This is a genomic window from Micromonospora sp. CNZ297 (genome assembly GCF_007827625.1).
Genome location: NZ_VISU01000014.1, coordinates 165979 through 181423 on the forward strand (window position 1 = coordinate 165979; position 15445 = coordinate 181423).

The following is a 15445-nucleotide window of genomic DNA, read 5'->3' on the forward strand; positions in this document are numbered from 1 at the left end:
ATCACACTGCCGTCCATCAATCCGCTCGCGTTGTACACCGCATTGACACAAAGCCATGCCGCGCACGACGCGTACCTCTTCGAAAGCCTGGACGGGCCGGCCGCCGACCGGCAGGCCGCGGCGGTGGGCTGGGGCCGCCTCGCCGAGCTGCGGTTCCTGGCCGACAGGTGCGAGCTGACCGCCGCCGGGCCGCTGGGCGACGCGCTGCGCGCGGTGGTCACCGCCGTCCTCGGCGCGCCGGCCCGGCAGCGCGACACCACGTCCGCCTGGCACGTGCCCGGCCCGGCGCAGCTCTGGTCGGTGGTCCGCGCCGTGCAGCGGGCCTTCACCGTCGAGACGCCCGTGCCGGCCGGCCGGTTCGCCTTCGGTTTCCTCACCACCCTGGCCTACGAGGCCGCCCGCGACATGGACGAGCTGACCCTGGACCGGGCCGACGACGACCTCCCCCGGTGCGCGCTGACACTGTTCCGGCACACCGTCTGGTGGGACCTTCGCGCCGGGACGGCGCACCAGCTGCACGCCACCGGCCCGCACCTGCCGCCGCAGCCGGCGCCGCCGGTGACGCGGCTGCTCACCGGCGTACCCGCCGACCAGCCGCCGCCACCCGCGCCCACGCCGGAACGGGTGCGCGACACCGTCGACGAGGAGACGTTCGCCGAGCGGGTGCGGCGGTGCCTGCGGCACATCCGGGTCGGCGACAGCTACCAGGTGCAGATCGGCCACCGCATCGAGGTGGAGACCACCCTCACCCCGCTGGACGTCTACCGGCGCCTGCGGCACCGCAGCCCGTCGCCGTACATGTACCTGGCGCCCTGGGCCGGGCGCACGGTGATCGGCGCCAGCCCGGAGCTGTTCCTGCGCCTGGACGGCGACCGGCTGTCGATGCGCCCGATCGCCGGCACCGCCGCCCGCTCGGCCGACCCGCTGACCGACCGCCGCCGGGTGGCCGAGCTGCGGGCCAGCGAGAAGGAGCGCGCCGAGCACGTCATGCTCGTCGACCTGTGCCGCAACGACATCGGCCGGGTCTGCGAGCCGGGCACGCTGTCGGTGGACGCGATGCTCGACGTCGAGCCGTTCGCGTACGTGCACCACCTGGTCTCCACCGTGTCCGGCCGCCTCGACGACGGCGCGGACGTGTGGGCGGCGGTCCGCGCCGCGTTCCCGGCCGGCACCATGACCGGCGCGCCGAAGCTGCGGTCGATGGAGATCATCGACGGGCTGGAGGCGGAGCCCCGGGGCATCTACGCGGGCGCCATCGGCCTGGTCGACGTCCGCGGGTTCGCGGTGCTCGCGCTCTGCATCCGCACCGTCGTGCACGACGGGCACCGCTACCACACCCAGGCGTCCGCCGGGGTCGTCGCCGACTCCACACCGGCCGCCGAGTGGCGGGAGACGCTGGCCAAGATGAGCGCCGCCTACTGGGCCCTGACCGGCGAGGAGCTGCTGTCGTGAAGGTCCTGCTCGTCGACGCGTACGACAGCTTCACCCACATCATCGACCAGTACCTGCGCACGCTCGGTGCGCGGACGGTGGTGGTCCGGTCCCGCGCGCGCAGCCCCCGGCACCTCGCCGCGCTGCGCCCCGACGCGGTGGTGCTCGGCCCCGGGCCCGGCCACCCCGGCGACTCCGGCCACGTCGAGCTGGTCCACGCGTTCGCCGGCCGGGTGCCGCTGCTCGGCGTCTGCCTCGGCCACCAGGCGATCGGCCTGGCGTACGGCGGCACGATCGCTGTGGCCCGGCACCTGATGCACGGCAAGACCAGCGAGGTCACGCACGACGGCCGCGGGGTCTACGCCGGGGCGCCGGCACCGCTGACGGTCACCCGCTACCACTCGCTCATCGTCGCCGACCCGGTGCCGCCCCCGCTGGAGGTGACCGCCCGCTCCGGCGACGACGGCTACGTGATGGGCCTGCGCCACCGCACGCTCGCCGTCGAGGGGGTGCAGTTCCATCCGGAGAGCGTGACCACCCAGGACGGGCTGCGGTTGTTCGACAACTTCCTGCGCGGCGTACCGGCGGCGCTGCCGGTCGCCGGCTGAGCGGCGGAGACGGATCATGTCCGGGTCCGTACCCCCGCTCGCCGTGGTCACCGGCGGGGCCGGCGGCATCGGCCGGGCCGTCACCGCGGCGCTCACCCGCGCCGGTCACCGGGTGCTCAGCGTCGACCGCGAGCCAGCTGCCGACCCGTCCGCGTACGCGGCGCTCGTCGCCGACCTGGCCGTGCCGGATCAGGCGCAGCGGCTGCTGGACGACGTGCACGAGCGACACGGCCTGCCCGCCGTGCTGGTGAACAACGCCGGCGTCTACCCGGCCCGGGACTTCCTCGACTACGACCCGCGCACGTATGCCGAGGTGCTGGACACGAACCTCGGCGCGACGTTCTTCGGCACGCTCGCGTACGCCCGGGCGCTGGTGGCCGCCGGACGTCCGGGCACCGTGGTCAACGTCGCCTCGATCAGTGGCCGGATCGGCAGCCCGGACGCCGCGTACGGCGCCTCGAAGGGCGCTGTCGTCGCGCTCACCCGCAGCCTCGGCCGGGCGCTCGCCGCGCACCGCATCCGGGTCAACGCGGTCGCCCCCGGGCTGGTCGAGACGCCGATGGCCGCCCGGATCCCGGCGGCCCGCCGGGACGACTACCGGGCCCGTATCCCGGCCGGCCGCTTCGGCGCCCCGGACGAGATCGCCGCCGCCGTCGCCTGGCTGGCCGGCCCGGACAGCAGCTACGTCACCGCCTCCGTGCTGGACGTCGACGGCGGCCTGCACTGACGCACACCGAGAGGACCCCGATCCATGTGGCTTCCCACCACCGGCCCGGCAGCCGGTTTCGCCGCCGACTACCTGCGTCTGCACCGCGCGTTCTACGACCGCACGCTCACCGCCGAGCAGCTCGGTGACTGGCGGGACCGGCAGCTGCGCCGGGTGCTCGACCAGGTCGGCACCGGTTCGCCGTTCTACGCCCGGCACCTCGCCGGGATCGACCTGTCCACGATCACCCCGGCCACGCTCGACCGGCTGCCCTTCACCACGAAGGCGCACCTGCGCGAGGAGATGCTCGACGTGCTCAGCCGCCCGCTGGCCGAGGCCGTCTTCTTCTACGAGACCACCGGCACCACCGGGCCCGCCACGCCCTGCCCCCGCGACGGCCGCGAGGTGGTGGCCAGCAACGCCCACGTCACCGAGTCCTGGGCGTCGATCTTCCGCCACTACTTCGGCGACCACGCGCCCCGCGTGGGGCTGATGGGCCCGACCGAGGTGCACTCGTTCGGCGACACGCTCGGCGACGTGGCCCGCAACACCGGCGCGATGAACGCGAAGATCTGGCCGTACTCGCCGGTGATCGGGTTCGCCAAGGCCCTCCAGCTGATGCGGGACCTGGAACTTGAGGTGATCTGCTGCACGCCGGGCGTGGCGCTGATGCTGGCCAAGGCCGCCGAGCACCACGGCTACCGGCTGCGCGAGGACTTCGCGGTCAAGCTGCTGTTCGTCACCGGCGAGATGTGCACGCCGGCGCTGGCGCACAACCTGGAGTCGGTCTGGGGCGCTGACGTCTACAACATCCTGTACGGCTCGCAGGAGGCGTTCGTGATCGCCACCGCCTGCCGCAACAAGCGGATGCACCTGTCCCAGACCAACTACCTGATCGAGGTGGTCGACCCGGAGACGGGCGCGTCGCACGGCCCGCGCGGCACCGGCGAGCTCACGGTGACCATGCTCGTCGACGGCGTGAAGCCGTTGATCCGCTACCGCACCGGCGACGCGGTGGTGGTCGGCGCGTCGGACTGCGACTGCGAGATGCCCGGCGACCTGGTGCAGATCGTCGGGCGCACGCTCGACCGCATCGACCTGGGCGGGCAGCGCCGTACCGCCGGGCAGATCGAGAGCGCGGTGCTCACCGGCGTCACCGGCTCGGCCGGCTACCAGGTGGTGATCGACCACGACCCGGCCGGCGGCGACCGGCTCACCGTCCGGCTGGAGCTGCTCAAGGACCTGGTGGACGACCCGGCCGCGGTGGCCGGCGGGGTGCGCCGGCGTGCCGCCGCCGCGCTCGGCGTGCCGGTGGAGGTCGAGCTGAGCGACGGGCTGGACCCGATCGTCAGCACCGGCGCGTTCGTGAGCTGGAAGGCCGCACGGATCGTGGACCGGCGGGTCGCCGACGACCACGAGACCCGGGTGGCCCGGCGGATGGCGGGCAGGCGTGGCTACGACACCTGACACCGCAGCCGCCGCGCCGGTGCCCGCGCTGCCCGGCCTGCTCGCCGGGGCGTACGGACGGCGGTGGCGGACGGTGGTGGACCGGTGGGCGGACCACCCCGGCACGGCGGTGGCCACGCTCGGGCCGGCCGGCACGTCCAGCCACCTGACCGCCGCGTTCCTGGCCGAGCGGCACGCGCTGCGCATCGAGCTGTGCGACACGTTCGACGAGGTGCTCGGCGCGCTCGTGGAACGCCGCGTCGACCAGGCGCTGGTGCCCAGCGCGTACCAGGGCGCCACCCGCTTCCACTGGCACCGCGACCTGCGCCTGGACGCCTACTTCGCGCAGGCCACCCCGGAGTACGGCATCGCGGCGCGGGAACGGGACGCGCACCCGGGCGACGGCGAGGTCACTGTGGCCGCGCTCTGGGAGGTCCGGCGGATCTTCGCCGACCTGGCCCCGCCCGCGCTGCGCGACCGTCCGATGCGGTGGCTCGACGCCGAGTCCACCCAGCACGCCGCCGAGCTGCTCGCCGCCGGGGCCGCCGACCTCGCGGTGACGAACGCCCCGGGGGTACGCCGGCACGCGCTGCGCTGGGTGGTCCGCCGCCCCGGCGCGGAGATCGTCTGGCTGCTCTTCGGCCACCGCCGACCGCACCTTCGAGGAGAACCGGAGTGACAGCCGTGTCCCGACGAACCTTGCTGCACCGCGCCACCGTCCAGGAAGGGCTGGGGGTGGCGTCCCGGCCGCACCACAGCGTGCTGCTCGACGGGGAGCGGATCGTCGCGGTGCTGCCCGAGGCGCAGGCCCCGCTGCACGACCCGGACGTCGACGTGCTGGACCTGGACGGGCGGACCGTGATGCCGGGCATGACGCTCGGCCACACCCACATCGCCTACCTGAACGTGCTCGACGGCCGGGAGACGCTGTTCAAGCACTCGATCCCGGAGGTGACGCTGGGCGCGGCGGCGAACGCGGCGGCCATGCTCCGGCTGGGCTACACCGCGTTCGTCGGCGCCGGCTCGGTGGCCGGCATCGACATGGCGCTGCGCCGGGCGATCGACGCCGGGCGGCTGCCCGGCCCGCGGATCACGCCGTGCAGCCGGGACCTGATGGTCTCCGGGCCGCCGCAGCGGCGCAACCCGGCGGTCAAGCAGCGCATCCCCACCGACCTGATGCGGCTGGCCGACACACCGGAGGAACTGGTCGAGTACGTCGACACCGAGGTCGCCCAGGGCGCGGAGATCATCAAGGTGTTCTCCACCGGCGACGACACGTTCCCCAACGGCCGCTCGCACGAGCTGCTGTTCACCGCCGAGGAACTGGTGATCGCGGCCCGCGCCGCACACGAGCGGGGGGTACGGATCCGGGCGCACTCACGCGGGCTGGGCGGCATCCGCAACGCCACCGCCGCCGGGGTGGACGTGATCGACCACGCCACGTACGCCGACGACGCGGCGCTGGAGGCGATCGCCGAACGCGGCATCTTCGTGGTGCCGAGCCTGCACCAGCCGCACCGGCTGCTCACCACCGGCACCGCGCACGGCAAGACCCCGGAGTACCTGGAGACGCTGGAGTTCCAGGCCGAGGTGGAGAACACGCTGCGGATCCTGCCGCTGATGGTGGAGATGGGCATCCCGATCGTGGCCGGTGACGACTTCGGGTTCGCCTGGACCCCGCACGGCCGGTACGCCGAGGAGCTCGAGACGTACGTGAGCATGGCCGGCATCCCCGCACCGACGGTGCTGACCTGGGCCACCGCCAACGGCGCGCGACTGGCCGGGCGCGGCGGCGAGGCCGGGACGGTGCAGCCGGGCCGGCTGGCCGACCTGGTGGTCACCGACGGCGACCCGGCGCGGGACATCACGGTGCTGGGGCGGCCCGGGGCGATCGAGATGGTGCTGCTGGGCGGGCGGGTGGTCGCCGGGGACGCCGCCGCCTACCGGGACCGCCGGCCGGCCGGGGTCGCCTGATGCGGCCGGCCGCGCGGGCCCGGATTGGCCTCACCGGATCGGCGGGGATTGGCCACAACCGGTGGCGGCGCCGCTTCGTACGGTCGGGGCGACCGTGTGAACCGAACCGACGGGGATGACGATGACCCAGCTCAGCGACGGCGCCGACCGGCTGTCCGTCCGCATCGACGACCGGGTGACGGCGAGCGTGCCGGACTACGTCCTCGGCCTGCTCGCCGTGCCGGCGATCGAGGTCGGGCCGGCCCACCCGGCCGTGGCGGAGCGGCTGACCGCCGCCGAGGACGCGCTGCACCGGGCCGGCCTGGACAAGGCCGGGGTGTCCGAGCTGCCGGGCATCGCCGGGTGGCGGGCGGCGTACCGGGCGGTGGCGGTGAACCCGAACCGGTTCCCGTGCGCCGCCGAGTCGATCGCCCGCCGGGTGGCCCGGGGCGACCGGCTGCCCCGGATCAACGCGCTCGTGGACCTCTGCAACGCCGTCTCGCTGGGCTCGGCGCTGCCGGTGGCCTCCTGCGCGGTGGACGGCATCGGCGCGCTCGCCGTCCGGCCGGCCGACGGCACGGAGGCGTACCTGCCGCTGGGCGCACCTGATGCGCCGGAGCGGCCCGAACCGGGCGAGGTCGTCTACGCCGACGACCACGGGCGGGCCCACTCCCGGCGCTGGAACTGGCGCCAGGGCCACCTGGTCCGCACCGACCTGGGCCGGCGGCGGCTGCTGCTCACCGTCGAGGCGGCCCATCCGGGCGGCCGGGCGGAGGTGGAGGCGGCGCTGGACCGCCTCGACGCCGTGCTCGGCGAGCTGACCGCCGCGCCCCGCCACCGGGCGGTGCTGGACCGGGAGGCCCGGGACGCCGCGTTCCCCGTCGAGGCCCCGCTCAGCCCCGCCGGCACCCCGGGGGTCCGCTCGTGAACCGCGCGATCCTGATCGTCTACCGGCCCGCGGCCGGCCGCTACGCCGCCCAGTTCCGCAGCGTCGTCGCCGCCGCCACCGGCCTCGGCGTGGACAGCGTGGTGCTGCTGCCCACCGGCGGGCCGGCGCCGGAGACCGCCGGGCTGCCCTGCCACCGGGCCGACCTGGACGACCCGGAGGCGGTCCGGGCGGCGGTCGCGGCGATCGTCGCCGACCGTCCGATCGAGCGGATCTTCCCGCTGTTCGAGGGCGACGTGCTGACCGCCGCGCGGTGCCGGCGCGACCACGGCATCCCCGGCCTGGACCCCGAGCAGGCGCTCGCCTTCCGGGACAAGAACGTGATGCACCGCCGGGCCGTCGAGCTGGGCGTGCCGGTGGCCCGCTCCTGCCGCCCGGACACCATCGGCGCGGTCGCCGAGTTCGCCGCCGAGGTGGGCTGGCCGGTCGTGGTCAAGCCGTACGCCGGCTGGGCCTGCGGCGACACCCACCGGGTGGACTCGGCCGACGACCTGGCCCGGGTGTGGCCGCTCGTGGCCGACGCGCGCCACGACTACCGGGTCGAGGAGTACGTCCGCGGCGCGGAGTACCACGTCGACTCGCTGCTGCGCGACGGCGAGGTGGTCTTCGAGCAGCTCTCCCGCTACACGTACTCGGTGCTGGAGTTCCGCGACGAGCCGGGCGGCACGATCTCCCGCAAGCACGACCTGACCCCCGCCGAGCAGCGCATCCTGACCGCCAGCGCGGAGCTCCTGCGCGGCTTCGGCATGCGTACCGGGGTCGCGCACGTGGAGTTCTTCCTGCGCGACGACGGCGAGGTGGTCTTCGGCGAGGCGGCGGCCCGGGCCGGCGGCGGATCGATCGTCCCGGCCATCGAGGCCGGGCGCGGCATCAACCTCGCGGGCGAGTGGTGCCGGCTGGAACTGGACCCCGGGCACCGGCCCGCCGCCGCGCTGGGCGCGGAGACCGGCACCGAGTACCTCTGCTCCGACCGGTACGGCCGCATCACCGCGATCACCACCGCCGACGAGCTGCGGGCGCTGGACTCGGTCCTCGACGCCGACGTGTGGAAGGGCGTCGGCGACGTGCTCGCGCCGCCGACCGCCTCGAACGACGTGCTCGGCTGGTACGTCTGCGAGGGCCGGGACTTCGACGACGTGCGGGCCCGGTTCAAGACCATCCGGGACGCCTTCCAGGTGCGTACCGAACCGGCCGGGGAGGCGTCATGTGGCTGAGCCGGTTCCGGGCGCTGCCCCGTCCGCTGCGGATGCTGGTGCTCGCCTCCTTCATCAACCGCGCGGGCATGTTCGTCTTCCCGCTGCTCGCGGTATACCTGGTGCGCAGCCGAGGGCTGAGCACCGGCGAGGCGGGTGTGCTGATCTCGGTCGGCAGCACCGGCCTGCTCGCCGGGAGCCTGCTCAGCGGCCCGGTCTGCGCACGCGCCGGCCGGCGGGCCGCGCTGGTGTCCAGCCTGCTGCTCAACGCGGCCGGCTACCTCGGGCTGGCGGTGCTGGACGGCCCGCCGTGGACGTACGCGGCGCTGCTGTTCGTCGCGCTCGTCGGCATGGGCATGTTCGCGCCCGCCGCCAACACGCTGATCGCCGACCTCGCCGAGCCGGAGCAGCGGCCGTTCGCGTACACCGTCAGCTACATCGCCAACAACCTCGGCATGGGCGTCGGGCCGCTGCTGGGCGGCCTGGCCGCGGCGTACTCGTACGGCCTGATGTTCGCCGGGAACATCCTGCTCGGGCTGCTCGCGGCGCTCACCATCCGGCTCAGCGTGCCCGCCGACACCGGCCGCGACGCGGCCGGGACACCGGCGAAGACCGGGCTGCGCCGGGCGGCGCTGCGGCGCGACCTGGACGTCGCGGTGCTGGTGGTGCTCTCGTTCTGCTACGTGGCGCCGCTGATCGGGCTGGAGTACACGCTGCCGCTGGCGGTCACCGGGGTGCTGAACTCGTCGGTGGCGGTGGTCGGCGCGGTCTACACCATCAACAGCATCGTCGTGGTGGGCGCCGGCATGCTGATCGAGAAACGGATCAAGGCGTACCCGACCCGCACACTGCTCGTCGTCGCCGGCCTGCTCTGGTCGGCCGGGATGGCGGTGCTGGTGTTCGCGTTCTCACTGCCCGCGGTGCTGCTGTCCACAGTCGTCTGGACGCTCGGCGAGATCATCGCCTCGGTGGTGGTGCCCACCTACATCGCCGACCACGTCGAGCCGCGCCGGGTCAGCGCCTTCATGGCGCTCAACGGTTTCGTGCTCAGCTCCGCCCGGCTGGTGGTGCCGATGGGGCTGGGCTTCGTCTGGCAGGCGCACGGGCACCAGCCCGTGCTGCTCCTGCTGCTGCTGACCCCGCTGGCCGGCGTCGTCGCGTTCGCAGCGCTGCGGATCCGACCCGAGGCCCGGCCGGTGCCGGAGCCCGCCGCGCCGGCCCCCGCCCGTCCCTGACCCGCCCGACCCCTCACCGGAAGAGGCCCATGACCGCCACGAAGTTCGTCCTGCCCGAGAGTGACATCCCGACGACCTGGTACAACGTGGTTCCCGACCTGCCCAAGGGGCTGCCGCCGATGCTGCACCCCGGCACCCGGGAACCGATCACCCCGGCCGACCTGGCGCCGCTGTTCGCCTCCGAGCTGATCGCGCAGGAGTTCTCCACCGAACGGGACGTGGACATCCCCGGCCCGGTGCTCGACATCTACCGGCAGTGGCGGCCCAGCCCGCTGATCCGGGCCCGCCGGCTGGAACGCGACCTGGACACCCCGGCGCGGATCTACTTCAAGTACGAGGGGGTCAGCCCGGCCGGCAGCCACAAGCCGAACACCGCCGTCCCGCAGGCGTACTACAGCAAGCTCGACGGGGTGCGGCGGCTGACCACCGAGACCGGCGCCGGCCAGTGGGGCAGCTCGCTGTCGATGGCGTGCGCCTACTTCGACCTCGAGTGCGAGGTCTTCATGGTGCGGGTCAGCTACGACCAGAAGCCGTACCGGCGCGGCCTGATGGAGACGTTCGGCGCCTCGGTCACCGCCAGCCCCAGCGACCGTACCGAGGCCGGGCGGGCGGTGCTCGCCACCGACCCGGACTCCCCCGGCAGCCTCGGCCTGGCCATCTCCGAGGCGGTGGAGGCCGCGCTGCACAGCGGCGGCGCCGCCCGGTACGCGCTCGGCTCGGTGCTCAACCTGGTGCTGATGCACCAGACGATCATCGGGCAGGAGGCGCTGGCGCAGATGGGGCTGGCCGGCGACTACCCCGACGTGGTGGTCGGCGCGGCCGGCGGCGGCTCCAACTTCGCGGGCCTGGCCCTGCCGTTCCTGCGCCGCCAGCTCGACGGCGGTCCGGCCGTCCGGTTCCTGGCCGCCGAGCCGGCGTCCTGCCCGTCGCTGACCCGGGGCAGCTACGACTACGACTTCGGCGACACCGCCGGGCTCACCCCGCTGGCAAAGATGCACACGCTCGGCCACGACTTCCGGCCGCCCGCGATCCACGCCGGCGGGCTGCGCTACCACGGCATGGCGCCGATCGTGAGCGCGCTGAGCGAGGTGGACCTGATCGAGGCGCGGGCGGTGCCGCAGACCGCCTGCTTCGAGGCGGGCGTGCGGTTCGCCCGCAGCGAGGGGATCGTGCCGGCGCCGGAGTCCAGCCACGCGGTGCGGGTCGCCGTGGACGAGGCGCTGCGCTGCCGGGAGACCGGCGAGGAGAAGGCGATCCTGTTCTCCCTGTCCGGGCACGGCCACTTCGACATGCAGGCGTACATCGACTATTTCGCCGGAAAGCTGACGGACTGACACCGGCCGGGACGCGGCGCGGTGCGGCGCCGCGTCCCGGCCGACGAGCCCTCGGGGGTGCGATTGCCCAGCGAAGCAGCCACCATCCTGGCCATCAACGGTTCCGAACGGGCGGGCGGCAACACCGACCTCGCGGTCGCGCACGCCGGACGCCTGATCGCCGAGCGCGGGGCCGTCCTGCGCACCATCCGGCTGCGCGAGCACCGGATCTCGCCGTGCAGCCCGTGCGGCGACTGCAACAGCCGTACGCTGCCGTGCACCGTGGACGACGACGTCCCCGCCCTGGTGGAGCAGATGGTCCGCGCAGACGGGCTGATCTACGCCGCGCCGGTGCACGGGTTCGGCCTGGCCCACCTGATGCAGATCTTCATCGAGCGGGCCGGGGTCGGCTATCTGCGCTTCACCCGCCCGCTGGCCGACAAGGTCGGCGGCATCATCGTCACCGGACGCCGCTACAGCGACTCGTCGGTGCACAACCAGATCGTCAACAACCTGCTGCTCAACCGCATGATCCTGGTGGGCAGCGGCTTCCCGGTCCTGCTGCGCAACACCACCGGCACGCCCGGCCTGACCGACCCCGAGGGTGTCGACGCGCTGGAGCGCATGGTGCACCGCATGGTCGACATGGTGCAGCTGCTCAAACGCCACCAGCGGGTCACCGGCGGCCCGGTCCTGCCCTCGCGGGACCGCAACGAACGCGTGCCGCGGCCCCGCCGCGCCGAATCCGTACCGACCAGAGGAGACAGCGAGAATGTCCACTGAGCAGGCGACCGTCCCGGTCGGCATCGACTTCCCCGCCACCGAGTGGGAGAAGTGGGACAAGCCCGGCGCCGAGGGCCGGGTCAAGATCGCGTACGTCGGGGGGCAGCGGCTGCGCCTGCTGGAGCTGCCCGCCGGGTTCGACGAGCACCACTGGTGCCTGCGCGGGCACACCGGCTACGTGCTGCGGGGCGAGTTCACCATCCACTTCCGGGACCGCTCGGTGCCCTGCCGCCCCGGCATGGGCTTCGTCATCCCGGACGACGAGGAGCACCGCTCCCAGGGCAGCGCGGACGAGCCCACTGTCGTGTTCGTGGTCGACCGGGTCGACCAGCCGTGAGCGACGCCCCCGCCGGGACGGACGGCACGGCCCGCATCACCGAGCTGCGGGCCGCCGTGGACCGGCTCGACCAGCGGATCGTCGAGCTGCTGGCGGTCCGTACCCGGGTGGTCCGGGAGCTGACCGCGCACAAGTCCGACGAGGCGGCCGTGCGGTCGCCGGACCGGGTCCGGCAGGTGCTCGACCGCGTCGCCGAGCTGGCCGGCCGGCACGGCATGCCGCCGGAGGTCGCGGTGGCCACGTACCGCACGCTGATCGAGGAGCTGACCCGGATGCAGCTGGACATGCTGGCGGACCGCCGTGCCGCCGGGACGGCTCCGGCCGCCCCGGCGGCGCCGGAGCGGCGATGACCGGCGGCCGGGCACCCGTCGACCTGCGGCACGCGCTCGCCACGCTCGACCCGCTGCCCGGCGAGCTGGTCCGGGTCGCCGAGGAGCTGCCCGCCCGCTACGGCGTCTCCGCGCACTACGCCCGGTGGGCCGGCGCGCCCGCCGCGCCGCCCACCGGCCCCGGCCCCGCGGTGCTGTTCGATCGGGTACGCCCCGCGCACGGCCCCACCCGGGCCGTGCTGATGGGCCTCTACGGCACCCGGCGCCGCGCCGCGGGGCTGCTCGGTGTCACCCCGGCCGAGCTGCCGCACCGGCTGCTCGACGCGGTGGCCGCGCCCCGGCCGCCGGTGCCCGCCACCGACCCGGCGCGCTGGCCCCGCCATCGGCTGCCGCTGGATCTCACCGCGCTGCCGGTGCCGGTGCTCACCGACGAGGACGCCGGCCCGTACCTGACGCTCGGGGCGGTGCTCGCCACCGATCCGGACACCGGGGTACGCAACCTGTCCGTGCACCGGATGTGTGTCCAGGGTCCGGACACGCTGACCATCTGGATGGTCCCCGGCCGCGACCTGGAACTGGCCCACCAGGCCGCGTTGCGCCGGGGCGCGGCGCTGCCGGTGGCGATCCACCTCGGACTCGGCCCGGCAGTCCTGCTGTCGTCCTGCTGCCCCACCTCGCTGGTGCCGCCGGACCTGGACGAGCTGGCGGTGGCCGGGGCGCTCGCCGGCCGGCCGGTCGAGCTGCTGCCCTGCACCACTGTGGACGCCGAGTTCGTCGCGCACGCCGAGTACGTCATCGAGGGCGAACTGCTGGCCGAGCACGCGCCGGAGAGCCGGCACGGCGCGGTCGCCACCCCGGAGTTCCTCGGCTACCAGGGCCGCGCGCACCCGTCGCTGCCGCTGATCCGGGTCACCGCGATCACCGCTCGGGAGAGCCCGATCCTCCAGGCCGTGTCCGGGCCCGGACACGAGCAGTCGGTGCTGCTCGGCTTCGGGATGGAGGCCGCGGTGCTGGACCTGCTGCGCCGTCGGGGCACGCCGGCGCTGGCCGCGCACTGCCACACAGCCGGCGGCGGCCAGCTCATGGTGGTGCTCCAGTGGCCGGCCAAGCGCGGCCCGGCCGACGACGACGCGGTACGGGACGCGGCGGAGGCGGTGCTGGACGGCTTCCGGATGGCCAAGCTGGTGCTCTGCGTGGACGAGGACGTCGACATGGAGTCCGACCAGGACCTGTGGTGGGCCATGGTGACGCGGTTCCAGGCGGACCAGGATCTGCGTGTACTGGCCGACCGGGAGGGCTTCCCGCTCGACCCGAGCCAGCACACCGGCTACTCCCGGTCGCTGTCCGCCGACGGGCGCACCGCGAAGGCGGTGTTCGACTGCACGGTGCCGTACGCCCAGCGGGACCGGTTCCGCCGGCCCCGGTTCACCGAGCCGTCGCTTCCCGTGCCGCGCCGGCCAGCAGCGCCACTCCCTCGCTGATCCGGGCGGTGGGCAGCGCCGCGTACCCGATCAGGAACGTCGGCTCCGACGGCGGGTGGGTGACGAAGTAGCCGGAGGCGGGATAGACCCGCACCCCGCGCGCGGCGGCGGCGCGCACGATCGCCGCCTCGCCGGCGCCGGGCGTGCCGCCGAGCGTGACGAGGACGTGCAGCCCGGCGGCGGCGCCGGAGACGCGCACCCCGGCGCCGAAGTGCTCGTAGAGCGCCTCCAGCAGCCGGGCCCGGCGCTGCCGGTAGAGGCGGTCCATCCGGGCGATGTGCCGGGCGTACGCGCCGGAGTCGATGAACTCGGCGAGCGCCTCCTGGGTCAGCGTCGGGGTCAGCCGGTCGGTGATCCACTTGATGCCGAGGAACGGCCGGACCAGGTGCGGGGGCAGCACCGCGTAGCCGATGCGCAGCGACGGGAACAGCGTCTTGCTGAAGCTGCCGACGTAGGCCACGTCGGCGCCCTGCGGGTCGGCGGCGAGCGACGGCAGCCGTTCGGCGGCGAACGTGAACTCGTTGTGGTAGTCGTCCTCCAGCACCGTGACGGCGTGCTCGCGTGCCCAGCGCAGCAGCGCCCGCCGTCGCCGCTCGGACATGACGAACCCGGTCGGGAACTGGTGCGACGGCGTGACGTAGACCAGGCGGACCCGGGCCGGGTCCAGGCCGTGGCCGCGTACCCGGTCCTCGATCTCGCCGACCCGCAGCCCTTCCTCGTCGACCGGCACGGGCACCACGGCGGCCCGGGAGTAGCCGAAGATCTGCCGCAGCACGGTGTGGCTGGGGTCCTCGATCACCACCACGTCGTCGGGGCCGACGAGCAGCCGGACCAGGATGTCCATGGCCTGGGTGGCACCGCTGGTGACGATGGTGTGCTCGCGGGCGACGTCGAGCGCCCGGCTGCGCCGCAGCAGCGCGGCGATCTGCGCGCGCAGCGCCGGTGAGCCCTCCGCCGGGCCGTAGCCCAGCGCCACCGCGTCGGCCCGGCTCACCGCCGTGGCGAGCGACTGCCGCCAGCGCGCCACCGGGAAGCTCGCCAGCGCCGGGGTGCCGTGCCGGAAGTCGTACGCACCGTCCGGCCGGTGCATGGGTGCCGGCTCCCACGGCCGCCACAGCGGGCTGCCGGCGTCGGTGGGCAGCGGCGGTTCGGGGCGCAGCGGGGCGCGGGCCGGCGGGTCGCGGTGCGGCAGGTCGGGCAGGGCGTCGCTGACCCGGGTGCCGGAGCCGCGCCGGGAGGTGAGGACGCCGTTGGCGCGCAGCAGCTCGTACGCGCGGGTGACCACGGTGCGGGAGACGCCGAGTTGGTGGGCCAGTTCCCGGCTGGGCGGCACCGGGTCGCCGGGGCGCAGCCGGCCGGCGCGGACGGATCCGCTGATCTGGTCGCAGAGCTGCTGCTGCAACGGCACCGGGCTGTCCCGGTCGAGCACCACGAGCAGCTGCGACGACCCCACCCGCGACGCTCCCCCACCTAGCCGCCCCTCCCCGCGATCCTAGTCCCACCCCACCCCCACATCCGGTCGATCATGAAGTTGACGGCGTTCTCGATCTCCGATCCGGCCGCCAACCTCATGATCAACCGGGTGGGCCGGGGGATGCTCCTATAGAAGTCAAGCGGTGTTGAGGGTGGTGAAGTCGGCGAGGAGGGCGGTGTGGATCTCGCGGACGATGTAGCGCTTGAGGCA

15 protein-coding genes are annotated in these 15445 nt (G+C 74.5%); 14 read left to right on the forward strand and 1 reads right to left on the reverse strand.

Annotation, left to right across the window (positions count from 1 at the left end):
- The first annotated feature begins 42 nt into the window (after window positions 1–42).
- The 14 genes from FB454_RS23200 to FB454_RS23265 all read left to right on the forward strand — a co-directional run bounded on the left by FB454_RS23200 (window position 43) and on the right by FB454_RS23265 (window position 13761).
- Window positions 43–1452: an anthranilate synthase component I family protein gene (locus FB454_RS23200; protein ID WP_486485445.1), complete on the forward strand. Its 1410-nt coding sequence runs from the start codon at window positions 43–45 to the stop codon at window positions 1450–1452.
- Window positions 1449–2039 (forward strand): anthranilate synthase component II, encoded by a 591-nt coding sequence (locus FB454_RS23205; protein ID WP_013285753.1) that lies wholly within the window; start codon window positions 1449–1451, stop codon window positions 2037–2039. The genes FB454_RS23200 and FB454_RS23205 overlap by 4 nt, the downstream gene beginning before the upstream one ends.
- Window positions 2040–2055: 16 nt before the next feature.
- The gene (locus tag FB454_RS23210) at window positions 2056–2766 is read left to right on the forward strand and encodes an SDR family NAD(P)-dependent oxidoreductase (protein WP_013285752.1); all 711 of its coding nucleotides are present in this window, start codon (window positions 2056–2058) and stop codon (window positions 2764–2766) included.
- 24 nt (window positions 2767–2790) lie between these two features.
- Window positions 2791–4212 (forward strand): phenylacetate--CoA ligase family protein, encoded by a 1422-nt coding sequence (locus FB454_RS23215; protein ID WP_145823474.1) that lies wholly within the window; start codon window positions 2791–2793, stop codon window positions 4210–4212.
- Window positions 4196–4870 carry a prephenate dehydratase gene (locus FB454_RS23220; RefSeq protein WP_225319513.1) on the forward strand — a complete coding sequence of 225 codons (675 nt, stop codon included), beginning with the start codon at window positions 4196–4198 and terminating at the stop codon, window positions 4868–4870. The genes FB454_RS23215 and FB454_RS23220 overlap by 17 nt, the downstream gene beginning before the upstream one ends.
- Window positions 4871–4875: 5 nt before the next feature.
- Entirely contained in the window at window positions 4876–6165 is a 1290-nt protein-coding gene (locus FB454_RS23225) for an amidohydrolase family protein (protein ID WP_486485446.1), read from the forward strand.
- A gap of 121 nt (window positions 6166–6286) precedes the next feature.
- Complete coding sequence (locus FB454_RS23230; RefSeq protein ID WP_013285748.1) at window positions 6287–7072, forward strand: B3/B4 domain-containing protein; 786 nt, start codon at window positions 6287–6289, stop codon at window positions 7070–7072.
- On the forward strand, window positions 7069–8304 hold the full coding sequence (locus tag FB454_RS23235; RefSeq protein ID WP_013285747.1) for an ATP-grasp domain-containing protein: 1236 nt from the start codon (window positions 7069–7071) through the stop codon (window positions 8302–8304). The genes FB454_RS23230 and FB454_RS23235 overlap by 4 nt, the downstream gene beginning before the upstream one ends.
- Window positions 8295–9518 carry an MFS transporter gene (locus tag FB454_RS23240; protein ID WP_013285746.1) on the forward strand — a complete coding sequence of 408 codons (1224 nt, stop codon included), beginning with the start codon at window positions 8295–8297 and terminating at the stop codon, window positions 9516–9518. Before FB454_RS23235 ends, FB454_RS23240 begins: the two co-directional genes overlap by 10 nt.
- Window positions 9519–9547: 29 nt before the next feature.
- Window positions 9548–10852, forward strand: a complete 1305-nt coding sequence (locus FB454_RS23245; protein WP_013285745.1) for a TrpB-like pyridoxal phosphate-dependent enzyme — start codon at window positions 9548–9550, stop codon at window positions 10850–10852.
- Window positions 10853–10909: 57 nt separating this feature from the next.
- A complete protein-coding gene (locus FB454_RS23250; RefSeq protein WP_036310210.1) occupies window positions 10910–11614 on the forward strand; it encodes a flavodoxin family protein in 705 nt (234 codons plus the stop codon).
- Complete coding sequence (locus FB454_RS23255; protein WP_013477221.1) at window positions 11604–11951, forward strand: cupin domain-containing protein; 348 nt, start codon at window positions 11604–11606, stop codon at window positions 11949–11951. Before FB454_RS23250 ends, FB454_RS23255 begins: the two co-directional genes overlap by 11 nt.
- On the forward strand, window positions 11948–12301 hold the full coding sequence (locus FB454_RS23260) for a chorismate mutase (protein WP_013285742.1): 354 nt from the start codon (window positions 11948–11950) through the stop codon (window positions 12299–12301). Before FB454_RS23255 ends, FB454_RS23260 begins: the two co-directional genes overlap by 4 nt.
- The gene (locus FB454_RS23265; protein WP_013285741.1) at window positions 12298–13761 is read left to right on the forward strand and encodes a UbiD family decarboxylase; all 1464 of its coding nucleotides are present in this window, start codon (window positions 12298–12300) and stop codon (window positions 13759–13761) included. Before FB454_RS23260 ends, FB454_RS23265 begins: the two co-directional genes overlap by 4 nt.
- On the opposite strand, the gene pdxR is transcribed toward FB454_RS23265, so the two are convergent.
- Complete coding sequence (gene pdxR, locus FB454_RS23270; RefSeq protein WP_013285740.1) at window positions 13706–15214, reverse strand: MocR-like pyridoxine biosynthesis transcription factor PdxR; 1509 nt, start codon at window positions 15212–15214, stop codon at window positions 13706–13708. The two genes, FB454_RS23265 and pdxR, sit on opposite strands and share 56 nt — an antisense overlap.
- Window positions 15215–15445: the final 231 nt, after the last annotated feature.